At 72.3% G+C, this 18121-nt stretch carries 18 protein-coding genes; 8 read left to right on the forward strand and 10 right to left on the reverse strand.

The window, feature by feature from the left end:
* Window positions 1-51 precede the first annotated feature (51 nt).
* Complete coding sequence (locus tag AB0H93_RS02350) at window positions 52-711, forward strand: ATP-binding protein (protein ID WP_358566097.1); 660 nt, start codon at window positions 52-54, stop codon at window positions 709-711.
* Window positions 708-1874, forward strand: a complete 1167-nt coding sequence (locus tag AB0H93_RS02355) for a S8 family serine peptidase (protein WP_358566100.1) — start codon at window positions 708-710, stop codon at window positions 1872-1874. The genes AB0H93_RS02350 and AB0H93_RS02355 overlap by 4 nt, the downstream gene beginning before the upstream one ends.
* A 143-nt stretch (window positions 1875-2017) precedes the next feature.
* Here AB0H93_RS02355 and AB0H93_RS02360 read toward each other — a convergent pair whose 3' ends face one another.
* A complete protein-coding gene (locus tag AB0H93_RS02360; protein WP_358566103.1) occupies window positions 2018-2260 on the reverse strand; it encodes a hypothetical protein in 243 nt (80 codons plus the stop codon).
* Window positions 2261-2464: 204 nt separating this feature from the next.
* Between AB0H93_RS02360 and AB0H93_RS02365 the strand changes: the two genes are divergently transcribed.
* Window positions 2465-2839: a VOC family protein gene (locus AB0H93_RS02365; protein ID WP_358566106.1), complete on the forward strand. Its 375-nt coding sequence runs from the start codon at window positions 2465-2467 to the stop codon at window positions 2837-2839.
* A 111-nt stretch (window positions 2840-2950) separates the two neighbouring features.
* Here AB0H93_RS02365 and AB0H93_RS02370 read toward each other — a convergent pair whose 3' ends face one another.
* From AB0H93_RS02370 to eccCa, 7 genes are all read right to left on the reverse strand, one after another.
* Complete coding sequence (locus AB0H93_RS02370; protein WP_358566108.1) at window positions 2951-4201, reverse strand: alpha/beta hydrolase; 1251 nt, start codon at window positions 4199-4201, stop codon at window positions 2951-2953.
* 35 nt (window positions 4202-4236) lie between these two features.
* The gene (locus AB0H93_RS02375; RefSeq protein ID WP_358566111.1) at window positions 4237-5004 is read right to left on the reverse strand and encodes a transglycosylase SLT domain-containing protein; all 768 of its coding nucleotides are present in this window, start codon (window positions 5002-5004) and stop codon (window positions 4237-4239) included.
* Window positions 5005-5163: 159 nt separating this feature from the next.
* Window positions 5164-6387: a PPE domain-containing protein gene (locus AB0H93_RS02380; RefSeq protein WP_358566114.1), complete on the reverse strand. Its 1224-nt coding sequence runs from the start codon at window positions 6385-6387 to the stop codon at window positions 5164-5166.
* Between the two features lie 5 nt (window positions 6388-6392).
* A complete protein-coding gene (locus AB0H93_RS02385) occupies window positions 6393-6752 on the reverse strand; it encodes a hypothetical protein (protein WP_132483902.1) in 360 nt (119 codons plus the stop codon).
* Window positions 6753-7048: 296 nt separating this feature from the next.
* Window positions 7049-7378: a hypothetical protein gene (locus AB0H93_RS02390; protein ID WP_358566117.1), complete on the reverse strand. Its 330-nt coding sequence runs from the start codon at window positions 7376-7378 to the stop codon at window positions 7049-7051.
* 31 nt (window positions 7379-7409) lie between these two features.
* Window positions 7410-7766: a WXG100 family type VII secretion target gene (locus tag AB0H93_RS02395; protein ID WP_132484128.1), complete on the reverse strand. Its 357-nt coding sequence runs from the start codon at window positions 7764-7766 to the stop codon at window positions 7410-7412.
* A gap of 28 nt (window positions 7767-7794) precedes the next feature.
* Window positions 7795-11787: a type VII secretion protein EccCa gene (gene eccCa / locus AB0H93_RS02400; RefSeq protein WP_358566120.1), complete on the reverse strand. Its 3993-nt coding sequence runs from the start codon at window positions 11785-11787 to the stop codon at window positions 7795-7797.
* Between the two features lie 132 nt (window positions 11788-11919).
* Here eccCa and AB0H93_RS02405 point away from each other — a divergent pair, with 132 nt between their 5' ends.
* Genes AB0H93_RS02405 through eccD form a run of 3 tightly spaced genes read left to right on the forward strand, consistent with a single transcriptional unit; the run spans window position 11920 to window position 14235 of the window.
* A complete protein-coding gene (locus AB0H93_RS02405) occupies window positions 11920-12510 on the forward strand; it encodes a hypothetical protein (RefSeq protein WP_358566123.1) in 591 nt (196 codons plus the stop codon).
* Window positions 12511-12529: 19 nt separating this feature from the next.
* Window positions 12530-12871, forward strand: coding sequence for a YbaB/EbfC family nucleoid-associated protein (locus AB0H93_RS02410; protein WP_358566126.1), 342 nt, complete (start codon window positions 12530-12532; stop codon window positions 12869-12871).
* Window positions 12871-14235, forward strand: a complete 1365-nt coding sequence (eccD, locus tag AB0H93_RS02415; protein ID WP_358566129.1) for a type VII secretion integral membrane protein EccD — start codon at window positions 12871-12873, stop codon at window positions 14233-14235. The genes AB0H93_RS02410 and eccD overlap by 1 nt, the downstream gene beginning before the upstream one ends.
* A 506-nt stretch (window positions 14236-14741) precedes the next feature.
* Here the strand turns inward: eccD and AB0H93_RS02420 are convergent.
* Entirely contained in the window at window positions 14742-15248 is a 507-nt protein-coding gene (locus AB0H93_RS02420) for a DUF1579 family protein (protein ID WP_358566132.1), read from the reverse strand.
* A 112-nt stretch (window positions 15249-15360) separates the two neighbouring features.
* Here AB0H93_RS02420 and AB0H93_RS02425 point away from each other — a divergent pair, with 112 nt between their 5' ends.
* The gene (locus AB0H93_RS02425) at window positions 15361-16152 is read left to right on the forward strand and encodes an SAM-dependent methyltransferase (RefSeq protein WP_358566135.1); all 792 of its coding nucleotides are present in this window, start codon (window positions 15361-15363) and stop codon (window positions 16150-16152) included.
* 16 nt (window positions 16153-16168) lie between these two features.
* Here the strand turns inward: AB0H93_RS02425 and AB0H93_RS02430 are convergent, their stop codons facing one another.
* Complete coding sequence (locus AB0H93_RS02430; protein WP_358566138.1) at window positions 16169-17305, reverse strand: serine hydrolase domain-containing protein; 1137 nt, start codon at window positions 17303-17305, stop codon at window positions 16169-16171.
* 194 nt (window positions 17306-17499) lie between these two features.
* On the opposite strand from AB0H93_RS02430, the gene AB0H93_RS02435 reads away from it, so the two are divergent.
* A complete protein-coding gene (locus tag AB0H93_RS02435) occupies window positions 17500-18054 on the forward strand; it encodes a dihydrofolate reductase family protein (RefSeq protein WP_093264607.1) in 555 nt (184 codons plus the stop codon).
* Window positions 18055-18121 lie beyond the last annotated feature (67 nt).

Consider the following 18121-nt stretch of genomic DNA (forward strand, 5'->3'; position numbering starts at 1 on the left):
GCCACGCAAGGTGAGCCTGGAAACAGGCCCTCACGTCGGGAGAAGCGCGTGATGATCCTCGCGTCCACGATCTGCTTGATGGCGATGCTGACCGTCAGCGTCCGGCTCGCGCACCACGCCGGGTACCGGCGCGGGCGAAGGCGGGAGCGGGCCGTCATGAACCGGTACCTGCACGACACCGTCCTGCCGACGCTGGAGGCGCTGGCGCTGGCCGCCCCGTCGGATGCGGCCACCGCGCCGGCCAGGCTCGCCGAGCTGCGCCAGGCCGCCAAGGAGCAGGCCGCGTTGGTGCGGCGGGACATGATGGCCCGCACCGAGGCGGGGCGCGCGCGGCTCGAACCCGATCTGGTGGCGCTGGCGGAGGATCTGGCGCGCCACCGGCTGCACGCCGAACTGATCCGGGGGGACGTGGACGACACGCTCCCGGCCCATCGGCGCACCGCGATGCGCGACGCCGTCCGGGAAGCGCTGCGGAACACGCAGAAGCACAGCGGAACCGATCGCGCCGTCGTGCGCGTCGAGGAGCGCGACCGCGGGATCGCGGTGGTCGTCCGCGATCACGGGTCCGGCTTCGACACGGCGGGCCGGGACGCCGGATTCGGCATCAGGGAGTCGATTTCGGCCAGGATGGCGGAGGTCGGCGGCTCCGCTCGCGTCGAATCCCGCCCCGGCTGGGGAACCCAGGTCACGCTGTGGGTTCCGCAGTCATGAGGCGCGCGGCACCGCTGGCCGCGGCGGTCTGCGCGGCGCTCGGGGCCGGCCTTCTCATCGGCGCGCCGCCCGCCTCCGCGCAGTGCGCCGCTCCCGCCGGCGTGTACCGGGAGGCGATGGGGTGGGCGCAGCGGCTCACCGACGCATCGGGGACCTGGCCGGTCACCGACGGAACCGGGCAGCTGCTCGCGGTCGTCGGCACCGGGATCGACGCGGACAACGACCAGTTCGGGCCGGGACAGGTGGTGCCGGGCTCCGATCTCGGGGACTGCGACGGGCGCGGCACCTTCGCCGCGGGCATCGTCGGCGCGCGGCCCGACCCGGCGACGGCCTTCGCGGGCATGGCGCCGGGGGCTCGCCTGCTCGGGATCCGGTACACCGAAACCCGCTTCGGCGGCGGCGATCCCGACCCGGATGCGCTGGCCGGCGCGATCCGGCGAGCCGCGGACGCGGGCGCCACGGTGATCCTGGTGGCCGTGCCGACGCCGCGCACGAGCCCGGCGCTGGAGGACGCGGTGCGGGATGCCCTGACCGGCAACGCGCTGGTCGTGTCGCCTGCGGTGGGCGACGAGCCCGGAACGCGGTCCTACCCGACCGGCCTGCCCGGCGTCGTGGCGGTCGGCGCGCTCGCCCCGTCCGGCGCGGCGGTGCAGGACGAGTCGGGTCCACACCTCTCGATCGCCGCCCCGGGCGCGGACCTGACCGGCCTCTCGGCCGGGGCCCGCGGCGGGCTCGGGCACCGCTGGGGCGTGGACGGCCCGGCGTTCTCGGCGGCGTACGTCGCGGGCGCGGCGGTGCTGGTGCGCTCCTACCGGCCGGGGCTGAGCGCCGAGCAGGTCGCCGAGCGGCTCGCCCGGACCGCCAGCCACCCGCCGAACGGGCACGACCCCCGGCTGGGGTGGGGCGTGCTGAACATCGGGGCCGCCGTGGCCGCGGAGCTGCCCGACGATCCTTCCGCGCTTCAGCTCCCGAACGTCCCGGCGCCGCCGATGGCGACCGTGCGTCCGGCCGCGGGCCCGGCGCCGCTGCCCGACCACGAGCCGCTACCGGGTTGGCTCGCGCTGCTGGGCGTCGCCGGCGCCGCTCTCGCCGTCGTCGCGCGAACGACCATCCGGCTCGGCAAGTCCCGCGGCTGGCGCCCGGGCTCCCGACGCTCCCCCTGAGCGGAGTTCCGCCGACTCGGCCGCCAGAAGCCGATCGGCGCGATGTTTTCGCTGGTCACATGGCCACGAGTCGCTTGGGCTGCGATAGCGGAGACCGATCCGGGGGCGGCGAGCGCCAGGGGTGTTCGTGATCGAGCGGGGGCTCACTCGTCTTGGTCTTGGTGTGTCTCTTCGCGGGGCAAGGGCCACCCGTGGAACGGCGGTTCCGCAGTCCCATCGAGCAAGGCTGCGAGGTCGCGGCGCAGTTCCTTCTCGGTGTCGTACGCGACGATCACCTCAGGATGCCCCGGCACGCGGAAGGTGACTCGCCAAGTGCCGGTGGGCGTCCGTTCGATCTGCATCAGAAGTTCGCGCCCCGCTCCCCAGCGGATGACTGTCCCGTTCACGGCGTGCCGCTCCCCTGCTCGTACGGCCCTCACGGTATGCGTCGTGACGGTCGCGCAGTAGAGTCCTTCGTCTGGGGAGGGCCGGGCCCCGAGACGAACGCCCGTTCCAGGGCCGGAGTGATGCACGCTCCAGCCCGCCCACGTCGTGCGGGGCTGTCGAGCGCTCGAGGCGCGATGTCGTTGCCCCGGGGCACAATGCGGGGCATGTCGCAGTCATCTCCGCACCGGCACCACGCCATCGACTACGTGGAGCTCACGGTCACCGATATCGAAGCCGCCAAGCGCTTCTACTCCGAAGCGTTCGGCTGGCGGTTCAACGACTACGGCCCGGCTTACGCCGGAATCCGGGCCTCGCAGGACGAATCCGCACCCGAGGTCGGCGGCCTGCGCACCGACCAGGAGGTGCGCGCGGGCGGGCCGCTGGTGCTGCTCTTCTCGACGGACCTGGACCGGTCCGCGGAGGCGGTGCAGAACGCCGGCGGCCGGGTGGTGAACGGGCCGTACGAGTTCCCCGGCGGGCGCCGGTTCCACTTCACCGACCCGAGCGGGAACGAACTCGGCGTCTGGGCGGAGGCGTAGCGGGGTCGCCCGAACGACGACGGGCACGATGGGGAGTGGAACGGCCGCTGAGCGACGGGGGGTTTGCGCTCAGCGGCCGGGTTCGTGGGGCGGTCCACAGTGGTCAGGCGGTCACAGCGCGGACTGCCTTTCCCTGATGGCGCCGTGGACGACGTCGTTGATGTCCCGCCAGGACGGCGAGCCCGGGTCCAGGACGCTGCTGTGCGATGACACGTCCGGGACGAACCAGCCGTCCGAGTCGTGGCTGGACGGCAGCGGCGTGACGCCGGGGAAGTCGTCCGGGTCGGGCCCGTGGACGCGGCCCTGCGCCCACTGGATCGGGTCGTGCTCCAGCGTGACCGAGTACCGGGCCGTCGGGTACGGGTTGGTCAGCTCCGTCACGCCCTCGCCCATCCCCGCCGAGGCCACGTGGATCACGTTGTCCGCGCGCATGCCCGCCGCGTCGGCCAGGCCGACGATCGCCCCGCCGTAGCTGTGCCCGATCACGGTGACCTGGGCGCCCTCCCCCAGCCTGGGGCGCAGGTCGTTGTTGACGAACTCCGCCAGCCGCGGCGCCATCTCCCGCGACGGGCCCGCGGAGCTCGCCTCGGGCAAGCCCTGCGGGAAGTCGCCGTTCATCCACAGCACCGACGCCGTCCGGCCGGTCGGGTCGGTGCCGGCGAAGCTGCCCACCCGGTCCGCGTAGCGCGGGAAGTCCTCCAGCCCGGTGTTCATGCCGGGAACCAGGACGGCCACCGACCGGGTGTCGGAGTCGAGCCTGCCGATCAGGCCCACGATCCGACCGTCCCCCGCCGGGTCGAACTCGATGATCTGCGTGTTGCTGTCGAGGATCTCGTCGTACGCCGCGATCTTCTCCCGGAGGTGCCGGATCTCCGCCTCGCGGTCCCCCGGGCCCGGCCTGGCCTCCAACTCCTTCAGCTCCGCGCCGGCCACCGCCCGCGCGGCCTCGATCTGGGCCCGGTTGGCGGCGTTCAGGTCGGCGACCGAGCCACCGGAGGGACCGTCGGTCAGTTCCGGCACGACCAGGTCCGGGTTCAGCCGCCGGATCTTGGCGGCCTGCTCGGCGTCCCAGCGGCGCACCGCGACGTTCGACGCCGTGATCCCGTCGATGATCCCGGTCAGCCTGCTGGAGGCGGCTTGCAGGCCGCGCTCGTTCAGCTGGATGTTGCCGGAATGGCCGGCCTGGGCCGCCTGCGAGCCGGACACGTTCGCGAACGCGGACGTCACCAGCGTGCGCGCGGTGAGGTTGCGGCGGGCTTCACCGAGCACCGCCACCTGGTCGGGCAACGCCTGCGCAGCGGTGTCGAGCGCGGCGTGGTTCACCGCGAACCGCGCCACCGAGGTCTGCTCGGAACGGTCCATTCTCCTGGCTCCTCACGGGAAATCCGGACGACCGCTCAGGTCCTGAGGGTCGGCGGGGTGATGTCGTCGAGCAGGGCGTGCTGCGCCTGCTGGGCGCGGGTGGCGCGCTCGTCGTGCTGCCGGATCATCCGCGCCGCCCAATCGAGGTCGTCGCGGAACTTCTGGTCGCGGTCCAGGGCCTTGCTGGTGGCCTCGCAGCTGCTGGTGATGTTCGACCGGTGCGCGCCCGCCGCCGCGGCCGATGCCTGCACCCGGCCGAAGGCGTTCTGCGACGCGGCGCCGTGCCGCAGCGCCTGCGAGGTGTTCAGCAGCGGATTCCTGGTCCCCTCGACGAGTTTCGCCACCGCGTCGAAGAACTTCGGGACCTCGGCGCGGAAACCGTCCGGGTTGCTGGTGGACGCGCCGGTGCTCGCGGAGTTCTGCGCGCGGCCCTGCCGGACCGCATCCCGCGCCCGGCCGAGGAACTCCCGGTACTGGCCGCCGGTGTAGGTCGACCACTGGCCCCACCCGTGCGCCTCGAAGATCGCGTGGGCGTTGCGCGCGTTCGTCGCCGGGTCGGCGTTCGCCGCCTCGTTGCGGTGCCGCTGGTCGAATGCGTTGCCGTGACCGGGATTCACCGACCGGATCTGCCACAGCCCGACCGACGGGCCGTACACCTCGTTCTGCAGGGACACGTCGCCGATCGCCCCGGGGTTCCCGCGCGACTCCGCGAGCGCGACGGCGACCGCGATCCGCAGGTCCTCGCCGGTGAAGCCGGCGTTCGCGGCGTGCTCCGCGATCTGCTGGTCGGTGAGCGTTGGCATGGTCCTCTCCTCTTGCGGGTCCTTTCGGGATGCGGCGGCAGCCGCATGCGGTGGTTCGGGGTCTCAGGTTTTCGGCCAACGAGGCCAGCCCCGGGAATCCCGCGGTCGGGACGGCGTCCGGGAGTCCGCCACCCGCAAGCCCGTTGAAGAAGCTCCCCGTCAGAACGAGCGTTGGTCCGGTGGTTCGGCTCCGAGGACGGAGGGGGTGATGACCGAGGACTCGCCCCAGACCTCCTCGGTTTCCACCAGCCACGGCGGGATTCGGCGCGCTCCGGACATGTCCTGTCCTCCCGGCGCGAACGGCATCATCGGCATCATCGGCATGCCGCCGGCGCCGCTGCCCGCCGCGTTGACCGCTCCCGCCGCGGCACCCAGCACCCCCGCGGCTCCCATCGCGTTCGGCGCCGCAGCGACGCCGCTCAGCCCGGCCGCCGCCGTCGGGGCGGGCACGGCCGCTCCGCCGCCGAGCGATCCCCCGCCGCCGAGTCCGGGCATCGCGCCGCGCGGCATGCCGATCGGCTTGGCTTCGTCCTTCTCCTCGTTCGCGGGGTCTTTCGGCTTCCCCCACTCCGGCACCTTCGGCGGCCGGAAGCCGCCGAGCCGTCCCATGCCGGCGGCCGATGCCGCGGCCAGCCCGGCGGTGAACATGTTGCCGAACAGCGGCGTGCGCGGTTCCGCGCCGGGCTCCGGCTGCTGCCCGGGCTCGGGTTCCCCTGCCTCGCCGTCGGATCCGTCGTGGCCACCGGTGCCGCCGTCCGCCCCGCCGCCTTCCCCTTCGCCGGGCACCGGCGCGTCCGGCACCTCGGTCTGGTCCGCCAGCGGCATCCCCTGGTCCGCCGCGCGGTACTGGCCGCCGAGCTCGGTCATCACGGCGATCGCCTTGGCGTGCGCGGCATCCGCGGCCGCCGTCGCCTGCTGGTGCTGCTGCACCGCCTTCGCCGCATCGGCCTGCCGCTGGCGCAGCTGGGCAACGGCCGCCGGCGAGGCCGACTGGTCGACCTCCAGCGGCGTGGTGGCCAGCTGCGCGGTCTCCGCGGGCAGCTCCGCGACCTCGACCGCGGGCGGCATCTCGGTGCGGGCCTTCGCCAGCGCGTCGGCCGAATCGTGCACCCGGTCGCGGATGGCGAACGCCGCGTCGCCGATCCGGCGGAGCCCGCCGGAGAGGTCGTTGATCATCACCCGGTACTGCTCGGAGGCGCCGCCCCGCCACTGGTCCTGGAACTTCGCGAGCTTGGCCTCCAGGTTGCCGGCCTGCTCGTGCAGCGCGGCACCGACGCTGTCCCAGGAGTCCGCGGCCGGACGCACCGATGAGTCGTCGCCGCGTTGCAGCATCGCGAAGAGCTGCGCATGGCTGTAGGCGGAGAAGTTCGTCGGTTCCCGCATCCCGCTCACGCCTTCCCCACGCCGGGCAGGCCGACCGACTGCACGGCCGCGCCGAGCCCGGACAGCGATGCGGTGACCTGGTCGTCGTGCTGCTCGTAGGCGGAGAGCACGGTGCCGGTGATCTTCTCGGCGAAGTCGATCGCCTCCCGGGCCCGGCTCACCAGGCTGCGCATCTCCGCCATCGCCAGGAAGTGGTTCTCCCACAGCGAATGGGCCTCGCCGAACTCGCCGAGCCGCAGCTCGCGCTCGGTGAGCGAGTCGAGCTGCCCGGCCGGCCGGTCCATCCCGGACAGCTGGGTGGCGAGTTCACCGGCGAACTCCACCAGCGACCGCAGGTGGACCGCGAACGACTCGTTGCTGGACATGGACATCCCTTTCCGCACATCGATGCGACCGCGCACTGCCGACGTCGCCCCGCTCCGGGATCGCGCACTCGCCTCTCCCACGACCCCGGAGCGGGGCCCTGCCCGCCCGAAAGCTGTTCTACAAGCGGCGTAGCCGCTTGCGGTGCGGGACTCAGCTCGCACCGCCGCGGGTTCTCAGACGTCGTCTGGCGAGGACAGCCCCAGCGCCGTGTATTGGTCATACACAAGTCGGGGATCCCGGAGTCCAGACGGCGTCTGAGGTTCCGCCACGCGCACCGCTACGCAAAGACCATCTCTTACCCGCCCTGCTGGAACTTTCCGGCCAGGGCCGAGTCCAGGGCCGCGCCGTCCATCGCCGAACGGCTCAGCAGCGAACCGAGGTTGTTGATGATCTGCGTCATCTCGCCCAGCGCACCGCGGAGGTTGGCCTCGGCGGTCCGCGCGTCGGAACCCGACTGGCTGCCGGACTGGTACCACGTTTCCCGCACCGGGCCCAGCGCCGTGTCCAGCTCCCCGAGCGCGTTGCCGATCGCGCCGGAGTACCGGACCAGCGCGCCGCCCGCGTTGTCCACCGCGCCGAAGTTCATCGCGACGGTGTCACTCGACGGTCCACCCGCGTAGATCATGTCTGCTCCTTCCCGGACTGGTCCGTGCGCGTCAGCCGTTGAGGCCGGCGATGATGCCGCCCGAGTGCACGGCCGCGGTCGTCTGGTTGATCTGCGCGCTCTGCTGCTCGGAGAAGCCCGCGTGCTGGTTCATGACCTCGTTGAACTTCGTCGCGATGACCGTCAACGCGTTCTGCGCCCGCTGGATCTTGTCGTTGAGCAGCATCTTGTTCTGGTCGAAGGCCAGCCGGGCCGCGCCGTTGAAGTTCTGCGTCGCGCCGACCAGACCCTCCACCTCCGCGTTGAGCTTGGCCATCATCTCGCGGATCCGCGTAGCCGTGTCGTCGAAGTCGCCGGCCGCCTTGGTCATGATCGCCCGATCGACGACGACACCCTGGGGTGTGCTCATGTGTGTCGCCTCCTTTCGCCTGCAGACACTAGGGACGTTCGGCGCGGTCGCCCACGGCAGAACTCACGTCGTCGCCGACGGCACTTTTGCCCGCATCGAACGGAGTCCAGGCCACCTGGACCAGTTCGTGCCCGGCGCGGCGGCGCACCAGGACCCCGCGCCCGGGCGGCTGCTTGCGCGGCCGGACGTCGCCGAGCAGGGCGCCTTCGTCCCGGCTGCCCGACATCACCAGGCCCGGCGAGCCGAGCTCCCTGATGCGCTGGATCACCGGGTCGAACATGGCGCGCGCCGCGCCGCCGCTGCCGCGCGCGAGCACCAGGTGCAGGCCGATGTCGCGGGCGTGCGGCAGGAGGTCCAGCAGCGGCAGCAGCGGGTGCGAGACCTTGCCCGGCGAGGCGACGAGCTCGTAGTCGTCGATGAGCAGGAACAGTTCGCGGCCCTGCCACCAGTCGCGGCGGCGGAGCTGTTCGGGCGTGATGTCCGGCCCCGGCAGGCGTTCTCGCATGGCCTGGGAGACCTGGGCGACGACGTCGTCGAGGACCGGCTCGGAACCGGCGTAGCTGAGCAGGTGTTCCTCGGCGACCGCGCCGAGGAGGCCGCGCCGGTAGTCCACCGCGATGATCCGCGCCTCGGCGGGCGTGTAGCGGTCGGCGATGCCGTGCGCGATGGTGCGCAGCAGCGCGGTTTTCCCGCTTTCCACGTCGGCGAACGCGATGAAGTGCGGCTCCTTGTCGAAGTCGAGGAACACCGGCCGGAGGTCGGATTCCGCCACGCCCAGCGGGATCGCGCGGCCGGGCGGCGCGCCGAGCCGGTCGACGGTGATCTCGCGCGGCAGCAGCCGCACGCGTGGTGCGGGCGGGCCCGGCCAGGCCCGGGAGACTCGGGCGACGAGATCGGCGGTGCCCGTGCCCAGCGTTTCGGCGCGCTGGTCACCGTCCACTCTGGGCAGTGCTCCCAGCATGTGGAGGCGTTCCGGCGTGATGCCCCGGCCGGGCGCTCCGGCGGGCACGTTCTGCGCGGCGCGGCGATCGATCATCGAGTCGCTCGGGTCGCCGAGCCGCAGTTCGACGCGGGTGCCCATGCTGTCGCGCAGCGGCGTCGGCATGCTCAGCCACCAGGTGGTGGAGATGATCACGTGGATGCCGAAGCCGAGCCCGCGGGTGGCGAGCTTGACCAGCGAGTCCTCCAGGGAGGAGAACTCCTGGCGCACCGTCGCCCAGTCGTCGACGACGACGAAGACGTCGCCGAACTCGCGTTGTCCGCCGGTGCTCTCGGTGAACTCCGCGCGGCGCTGCCGGAAGGTCTGGATGGAATCGATGCCGTTCTCGGCGAAGAACGCCTCCCGCTGCTCCAGCAGGGTCGTGGCCTCCGCGACGATGCGCCGGCAGCGCTCCTCGTCCCGCCGCAGGGCGTGGCCGCTGACGTGCGGCAGCCCGGCGATCGAGCCGAGCGCGCCGCCACCCATGTCCAGCAGGAAGAACTGCACCTCCGCCGGTGTGTGGGTGAGGGCGAGCGAGGCGATGACGCCGCGCAGGAAGGTGCTCTTGCCGCTCTGCGGCGCGCCGATGAGCAGGAGGTTGCCCGCCGCGCCGGAGAAGTCCACCCACAGCTGGTCGCGGCGCTGCTCGAAGGGTTTGTCCACTGTGGCCACCGGGACGGCCAGGTTCGCGCTCCAGCCCCGGGGGCGCAGGCCGCGCTCCGGGTGGAGCTCCAGCGGCGGCAGGAGCTGGTCGAGGGTCGGCGGCTCGTCCAGCGGCGGGAGCCAGATCGGGTGCGCGGCCGGGCCCTTGCCGATCAGCCTGGACACCATCGCGCCCATGATCGTCTCGCCGGTGCTCTCGCCCTGCTCCGGCGCAGCGGGCGGCTCGGGCACCGGTTCCGGATCCACGATCTTGTTCAGCCCGAACGGGATCACCCGCCGTCCCGGAGCCAGCGCCGGGGCCGAACCGGCGGCGCGGGGCGCGAGTTCCCCGGAGACGTAGGCGGCCTTGAGCCGTCGCAGCGTGTCGGTGTCGCTCTTCAGGTAGGCCGAGCCCGGCACGGCGGGCAGGTGGTAGGCGTCGGGCACGCCGAGCACGGTCCGGCTCTCCGCCGCCGAGAACGTGCGCAGCCCGATCCGGTAGGACAGGTGCGCGTCCAGCCCGCGCAGGCGGCCCTCCTCCAGCCGCTGGGACGCCAGCAGCAGGTGCACCGACAGGCTCCGGCCGAGCCTGCCGATCATCACGAACAGGTCGATGAACTCCGGCCTGCTGGACAGCAGCTCGCTGAACTCGTCGATGATCACCAGCAGCGCGGGCAGTGGCGCGAGGTCGGCGCCGGATTCGCGGGCCTGCTCGTAATCCCGCACCGACGCGTAATTGCCCGCGGCGCGCAGCAACTCCTGGCGGCGCACCAGTTCCCCGTTGATCGCGTCGGCCATCCGGTCGACGAGGGCCAGGTCGTCGGAGAGGTTGGTGATCACCGCGCAGGTGTGCGGCAGCTCGCTCATCCCGGCGAACGTCGCCCCGCCCTTGAAGTCGATCAGCGCCAGGTTCACCGCCTCCGACGAGTGCGTGACGGCGAGCCCGGTGACCAGGGTGCGCAGCAGCTCGCTCTTGCCGGAGCCGGTCGCGCCGATCACCAGTCCGTGCGGGCCCATCCCGCCCTCGGCGGACTCCTTGATGTCCAGTTCCACCGGCAGCCCGTCGGGATCGAGCCCGAGCGGGACGCGCAGCCGCTCGCGGGCGGCGCGGGGGCGCCAGGTGACCGCCGGGTCGGTGTCGCGCGGATCGCCGATGCCGAGCAGGTCGGCGAGCCCGAAGGTGGTGGACATCGGCGTCTCGGCGCCGGCGGTGCCCGGGGAGTGCCACGGGGCCATCGACCTGGCCAGCGTCTCGGCGGCGGTGGTGCTCAACCGGTCCGGCTCGCCGATGTAGCGGAAGCCGACCTCGTCGTCGCGGCCGACCAGCATGCCCACGAAACCGTCGGAGACGTGCAGGAACAGGGCGTTCGCCCGCGATTCGGCGGGCGGCAGCTCGGACAGCTCGATCACGGTGACGCCCTGCCGCTCGGCATCCGGCGGCACCCGGCCGCCGTCGGCGATCACCACGACGTGCGGCCGGTCGGCGTCGGGCTGCCTGCCGAAGGCCGCGCGCTCGCCGAAGTCGTCGCCGAGCAGCTCCGCGAGCGCGCCCATGTCACCGGCCGCCAGCCGGGCCGGTCCCGCCGCGTCGGGGTCGGTGTCGTCCTGGGCGTGCGGCAGCCACTTCACCCAGTCCCAGTCGGCCCACCGCCGCGGCCCGAGGCACAGCGCGATCCGCAGGTCGTTCGGCGACTGGAAGGTGACGGCCTGGGCGAGCACCGCGCGCACCAGCTCGATGACCTCGTCGCGCTGCCCGCTGACGCCGATCCGGGCGTAGCCGCGCAGCGCGATGGCCACCGGCAGGTCGGCCACCGTCGAGTAGGTGCGGATGAAATGCCGCAGCGCGGTGGAGGAAACCGGGTCCAGGTCCTCCAGCGGCGCGGTCTGCGGGGCGCGCAGCGGGGTGGCCAGCTGCTGGGGCCCGCGGCCGATGCGCACCTGCCCGAAGTGCGGGTCGCGCCTGCGCCGCTCCCAGCGCCGCGGGGTCGGCACGAGGGTCCACAGGTCCTCCGGTTCGGGCTGGGCGAACAGCAGCGCGGCGCGCTGCGCCTCGGCGGTCTCGCGCACCTGCTTGCGCAGCCCGGCGAGGTAGCGCTGGTAGTCGCGGCGCTCCTCGTTGATCTTCGCCTTGGTGGACTGCCGCCCGCCGGCCAGCGACATCGTGATCATGCCGATCATCACGACCAGGAACAGGCCGCCGAAGAGGTAGGTCATCGGGCCGCCGGATCGTCCGATGTAGACGAACGACATGGCGCCCATGCCCAGCATCATCGGCACCATGAACAGCAGCTGCATCCAGGACTGGCCGCCCTTGACCAGGCTGGGCGGCGCCTGCAGCACGATCTCGCCGGCGTGCTGCTCCGGCGCGCGCCCCGGGCGCAGCGCTGGTTGGGTCCGCATCGGTTCTACTCCCCGGGCTCGGAACGCGTGCCGGTCCCGAGTGTGGTCATCTCCGCCGCTGCGCAGGTGGGTACTTTTGCCGTCCACCTGAGATCCCGGCGGACCTACGCTCGCGGAGAATGGAGGTGCGGGATGGACACCAGTCAGGTCACCGCGATCATCAGGGCGGGGCTGTCGTTGCTGGCCCAGACGATCAGCGACGTCACCGGCGACCCGGGAGAGCTGCGGTCCAAGGCGCGGGACTGCGCGGTGTGCGCCGAGCAGGTGGGGGCCGCCGCGTCGGCGACCGGGCAGATCGTGACCCAGCTGGGCGAGACCTGGAACGGCCGGGGCTACGACGCCTGCCGGCAGACGTCCGACAACTTCGTCGACCAGCTCAACAACGCCCTGAAAGTGGCGCTGGAGAAGGAGAGCCAGCGGCTCACCGCCGCCTCGGATGCGCTGGTCAAGGCGCGCAACACCGCGCAGGCGCAGAAGAAGGGCTTCTTCGAGACGGCGATGGACATCGTCCAGCGGATGATGGACGCCATCAGGGCGGCGCACTCGAAGTCCTCGCCGTGGCGCGAGGCGGCCATCGCGCTGGCCATCATGAACGCGGTCGTGCAGGCGCTCCAGGCGAAGTCCCAGGCCGAGGCGGACGCCGAGCAGACCAGGAACGAGCTCAGCCAGACACTGTCCACCTTGTTCGCCGACAGCGGCGCACCCGCCGCGGTGGCCGCCTGAACCGAACGGGACATCGCCGATGAACGCGCTGCACGCGCACCAGGGCCAGGACGACCCGCCGGAGCTCGCCGAGCTGATGCGGCGGTTGCAGGACCAGCAGGCGGAGATCGACCGGGCCCGGCAGGACGTCGACGCCACCCTCGTCTCCGGCTGCTCCCGGGACAACGAGGTGACCGTCACCGTGCGGGGAACCGGCAGGTTCACCGAGGTCTCGATCGACCCCGATGCGCTGCGCCGGTACGACGCCCGCGATATCGGCGCGATCGTGGTGGAAGCCGCCAACGACGCGCTGGACCGGCTGGCGCAGCACGCGGCGCAGCGGCTCGCGCCGGCGCTCGACGCCGCCGACGAGTGGACGTGATGCCCACTCCGCGCCGGGTGACCGTGGTGGCCCCGGGCTCCAGGATCGATGTCGCGCTGCCGCTGGAGTGCACGGTGGCGGAGCTGATCCCGCAGCTCGTCCGGCTCACCGGGGTGCCGAGCCGCCCGGAGCAGCACCCCGGCTGGGTGCTCGCCCGCATCGGCGGCTCGGCGCTGGCGCCCGGCCTCACGGTGTCGGCGACCCTGGTGCAGGACGGCGAGATCCTCTGCCTGAATCCCCGCCCGAGGCAGGAGGTCCCGCTGGTCTTCGACGACACCGTCGACGCGATCGCCGGTGCCGCGCAGACCCGTTCCGGGCCGTGGCGGCCGAGGGCCGGGCGGAACCTGAGCCTCTTCGCCGCCGTGGCGTTGTTCGTCGGTGCCACCGTCTTCGCGGCCGCGGCGCTGGCCGGCGGCCCGGCGGCGCCGATCGGGTGCGCGGTGATCGCCGTGGCGCTGGCGGTCGCGGGCGGCGCCCTGTCCCGGGCCCGGGGCGACCTGGATTCCGGCAGCGCGACCGCGGGTGCCGGCGTGGTCGCGGCGCTGCTGGCGGGGATCACGGCCCTGCCGCCGCACCTGCCCTGGCCGTTCGAGGTGGGATCGTTCGCCGCGGGCCTGGGCGCGGTGGCGCTGTACGCGACGGCGGCGGCGATGCTGGTCCACCGGTTCACCGTGTTCGCGCCGATCGTCGCGGCCTCGGCGCTAGGCGCGCTGATCACCGCGAGCGTGCCGCTGTTCGACCTGCCGGGCACCTCGGTCGCGGCGGTCTCGGTGGCGTTGACGGCCGCGCTCACCGCCGCCGCGCCGATGATCGCGCTGCGCTTGGCCAAGCTGCCGATGCCCCGGGTGCCCGCGGACATGGACTCGTTCCGGGCCGACGAACAACCCACGCTCGACTCGTCGGTGCTCGGCCCGACGACGACCGCGACCGACGTCCTCACCGGCCTCGTCACGGCGCTCGGCCTGGTGACGGCCGGAGGCTGCCTTGTGCTGCTCGGCGACCCGTCGCCGTGGGCGGCGGTGCTGGTGGCGCTCGCGGCCACCGCGTGGCTGCTGCGCTCGCGCTCCTACGCGGGCACCGCTCAGCGAGTGGCGGTGATCGTCATCGGCCTGTTCCTGCTGATCGGCCTGAGCGCGCGCCTGCTGTCCACGCTGGACCACTACTGGACGCTCGCGGTCGCCGCGGTCGCCGTCGTGGCGGGAGCGGGCTGCCTGCACTACGCCGCGCGGAACCCGGCGAGTCTGCCGTCGCCGCTCCGCGCCCGCTGGCTGGACATCCTCGAATACCTGGTGCTGATCGCGCTGATCCCCACGGCGGCAGCGGTCCTGGACCTTTACAACACGATCCGCGACGCGGTCGGCTGACCCCCTGGCCAACCACGTTCCGGCTGCCGTGGTCAGCAAGTCGTAGGAGGGGGCTTGCTCCTCCACGGGCCTGCCGGGTGCGGTGTCGCCGGTCCCCCGGCCGAAGCCGGACCACGCTCACCGACCTTGCGAGTCGAGATCGGCGTCGTGCACGAGCAGGGCGACCTGCACGCGGTTGTTGAGGTCCAGCTTGGTGAAGATGGCCGATACGTGGGTCTTGACCGTCGCCAGGCCGAGGTGCTCCCCCAGTGGGCGAAAATCGCCCTCCCCATCGCAGGGGCCATCGCCGCTGCCGAACGCGCCCTGAGACTCCGAAAACCCGGCTGGTAGGCGGACAAGCGCTGAGCTGACCGTTGAGCACGATCGCGCGCTGGCCCCGGCTCGCCATGATCTTGGTTGATGGCAGGTCACCCTGAACGCCAACGGGCTCAACGCCGCCAAGCGCTTCTACCACGGGCCGCTGCCGCTCCCCGAAGAGACGTACTGCTGCAAGGAATCCTGATTCCTCAGTCGACCTTGATGAGGGTGACCCGCATGGACGGCTGGTAGGTCGTTCCGTCGTCGGTGCGCTCGTGCAAGACGGTCTGGACGCGGTGGTCGGCGCTGAAATCCACCGTGGCACGGGTGGTTTCGCCCTGGTAGGTCCACGTGTCGCCGCGCGCGACCAGACTGCTCACGACCACGTTTCCGCTGCTGTCGAAGAAGTGCGAGGTGTAGTTCCCGCTCGCCTCGTCGTAGCCGATGATCTCGGTGCCGCCCACGCCGGTCTCGCCGATGCGCCCGTACGCCGTGTGGAGGAGGAAGAAACCGCCGGGAGCCCACTCGTACACGTCGGAGGTCGTGATCGCCGGCCCGGGTGTTCCGTCATCGTTGATCACGTGGCCTTCGTTGATCCACCTGCCGACCCAGGCGCCGAGCGCGTCGTGCTGCGGGCCGCGAGTTCGCCCCGGCCCGTCGGCGTGCTCCGCGCCCCGGTTGACCGCCACCACTCGCGGTGTCGTCTGCTCAGCCATGTCTGCTCCTTCCGGTGGGGAGGATTTCCCAGCGGCGGCCTGCCCGAACGGGCCCTCCCGGCGAGTGGACCGTGGTATTTTCCCCGCGATCTGCAACAGGGGGTACTGCGGAATGGCACACGAGTCCGTCGAGATCGACACATCCGTGCCGCACTCGGCGCGGATGTGGAACTACTGGCTCGGCGGCAAGGACAACTACGCCGTCGACCGCGCGGCCGGCGACGATTTCCGGGCCCTGTTCCCCGGGATCGACTTCGCGGCGCGCGCCGGGCGGGCGTTCTTGGCGCGCGTCGTGCGGCACCTGGTCGTCGAGGCCGGGGTGCGCCAGTTCCTGGACATCGGCACCGGCCTGCCCACCGCCGACAACACCCACGAGATCGCGCAGCGGCACGCCCCCGAATGCCGGATCGTCTACGTCGACAACGATCCGCTGGTGCTGGCCCACGCCCGGGCGCTGCTCACCGGCACCCCCGAGGGCGCCACCGACTACATCCACGCCGACATCCGCGACCCGGAGAGCATCCTGGCGTGCGCCGCCGACACGCTGGACCTGGACCGCCCGGTCGCGCTGGTGCTGTTCGGCATCCTGGGCCTGGTCCCGGACGAGGACGATCCGTGGTCCCTGGTCCACCGGCTGCTGGGGGCACTGCCGCCGGGCAGCTACCTCGCGCTGTTCGACAGCCCGGACACCGATCCGGGGCTGCTGGCCGCCCGCCGCAAGCAGGCCGACGCCGGAGCGATCCCCTACCACAGCCGGAGCCCCGAGCAGATCGCCGCGTTCTTCCGCGATCTGGAGCTACTCGAACCGGGGTTGGTGCCCTGCACCCGCTGGCGCCCCGACGAGCCACCGGTCGATTCCCCGGCCGACTTGTCCACGCTCGGCGGCATCGGCCGCAAACCCTGACCGTCCGGCGGGGCCATCAGCACGCGTACCGCCAGAAGTCCCGCATCCACTCGGGCGGGACCGGGCCGTCCATCGCGACCTGGGCGTACAGGATTGCCACCGCGCCGGTGGACGGGACGATGTGCGCCGAGGTCCCGGTCCCACCGACCCAGCCGTAGCGCCCCGGCACGTTCCACGGGTCGATGGCCGCGATGTCGACCGCGCCGCCGAAGCCCCAGCCCTGGCCTTCCAGGAACACCTCGCCGGTCTCGCGCTGGGCCGCGGTGGTGTGATCGGTGGTCATCATGCGCACCGAATCGGCCGACAGCAGCCGGCGGCCGTCGGCGGTGGTGCCGCCGGCCAGCAGCATCCGGCCGAAGGCGAACCAGTCGTCGACGGTCCCGACCAACCCGCCGGAACCCAGCGGGAAAGCGGGCGGGGTGCTCCACTGCCCGTCTGGGCCGTCGGCGAGCTCCAGCCCGGCGGGGCCGCTTCGGTAGTAGCTGGTGAATCGCGTCCGCTCCTCGGCAGGCACCACGAACCCGGAGTCGGCCATGCCCAGCGGCCCGAACACCCGCTCCGCCAGGAAGTCCGGCAGCGAACGGCCGGAGACGCGGGCGATCAGCACGCCCTGCAGGGCCGAGCAGGTGTCGTACAGCCACGCCTCGCCCGGCTGGTGCAGCAGCGGAACCCGGGACAGCTCGGCCATCCACTCGTCCGTCGCCGGGAAGCTCTGCGGCTCGCGACCGTCCCGCTGCACCGAGAACAGGCGCTGGACCGCCGGCAGCTCGAAGTCGGAGGCGAAGCCGTAGCCCGCCGTGGAGCTGAGCAGGTCGAACACCGTGATCGGCCGGGCCGCCGGAACCACGTCGTCCACCGGACTGCCGGGCGTGCGGACGACGGACGGCTCGGCCAGTTCCGGCAGCCACTCCCGGACCGGGTCGTGCAGCCCGATCAGGCCGTCGTCGACCAGCATCAGCACCGCCGCGGCGACGACGGTCTTGGTGACCGAGGCGATGCGGAAGATCGAGTCCCGGGCCATCGGCACACCGCCGACGGCGAGGGAACCGACGGCGGCCACCTCGACCCGGTCGCCGCGAGCCACCAGGCCCACGGCCCCCGGCACCGATCCACCGTCGACGTGCTTCTGCAGGATGTCGTGCAGGTCTGGCATCGATCCACCTTCTGCTCGTGATGTCCGAGTGGGTAGACGACCGGGGCGGCCGGAACTCATCGGTCCGGATCACGCGCATGATGTCCTCCTTCGGTCGTAGATGAGTTTTCGCGTGGCCGGGTGTCTGTACGGTTGGGCCACCGGCACGTCGCGGCCCGGACCGCATGCCACAACCGAGATGGGAAGAGACCGACATGGGCGAGATCCACGTGCACGAGTTCGTCAGCCTGGACGGCGTGTTCGAGAGCCCGATCTGGACCGCCGAGTACGGCTTCACCGAGGGCATGGCCCGCGCGATCGGCGGCCTGACCGAGGCCAGCAGCGCGATCCTGTTGGGCCGCAAGACCTTCGAGATGTTCGCCCCGGCCTGGTCCGGGCGCACCGTCGAGGACGACCCGGGCGCGCCGTTCTTCAACGACACGCCGAAGCACGTGGTGTCGTCGACCCTGACCACGGCCGACATCTGGAACAACTCGACGGTGTTCGGGGCCTACGACGCGCAGGCGATCCGGAAGCTGAAGGACGACGTCGACGGCAACATCTACATCAGCGGAAGCGGCACGCTGGTGCGCGCCCTGCTGGCCGACGGCCTGGTCGACGGCCTGCACCTGCTGGTCTACCCGCTCGTCCTCGGCACCGGGGACAGGCTGTTCCCGGAAGGCACCCCGCGCCTCCCGCTGAGCCTGACCGGCCAGGAAGTGTTCGAGAACGGCGTGGTCCACCTGACCTACGGCGCCGCGAAGTCCTGAACCACCACCCGAAGCGCACGGGTTCGCCGCGAACGGCCTGTTCACCTCGATGGACGAGGCGAACAGG

It is taken from the genome of Saccharopolyspora sp. NPDC050642 (assembly GCF_040654735.1).
In the GTDB taxonomy this organism is placed as follows: Bacteria; Actinomycetota; Actinomycetes; order Mycobacteriales; family Pseudonocardiaceae; genus Saccharopolyspora; species Saccharopolyspora elongata.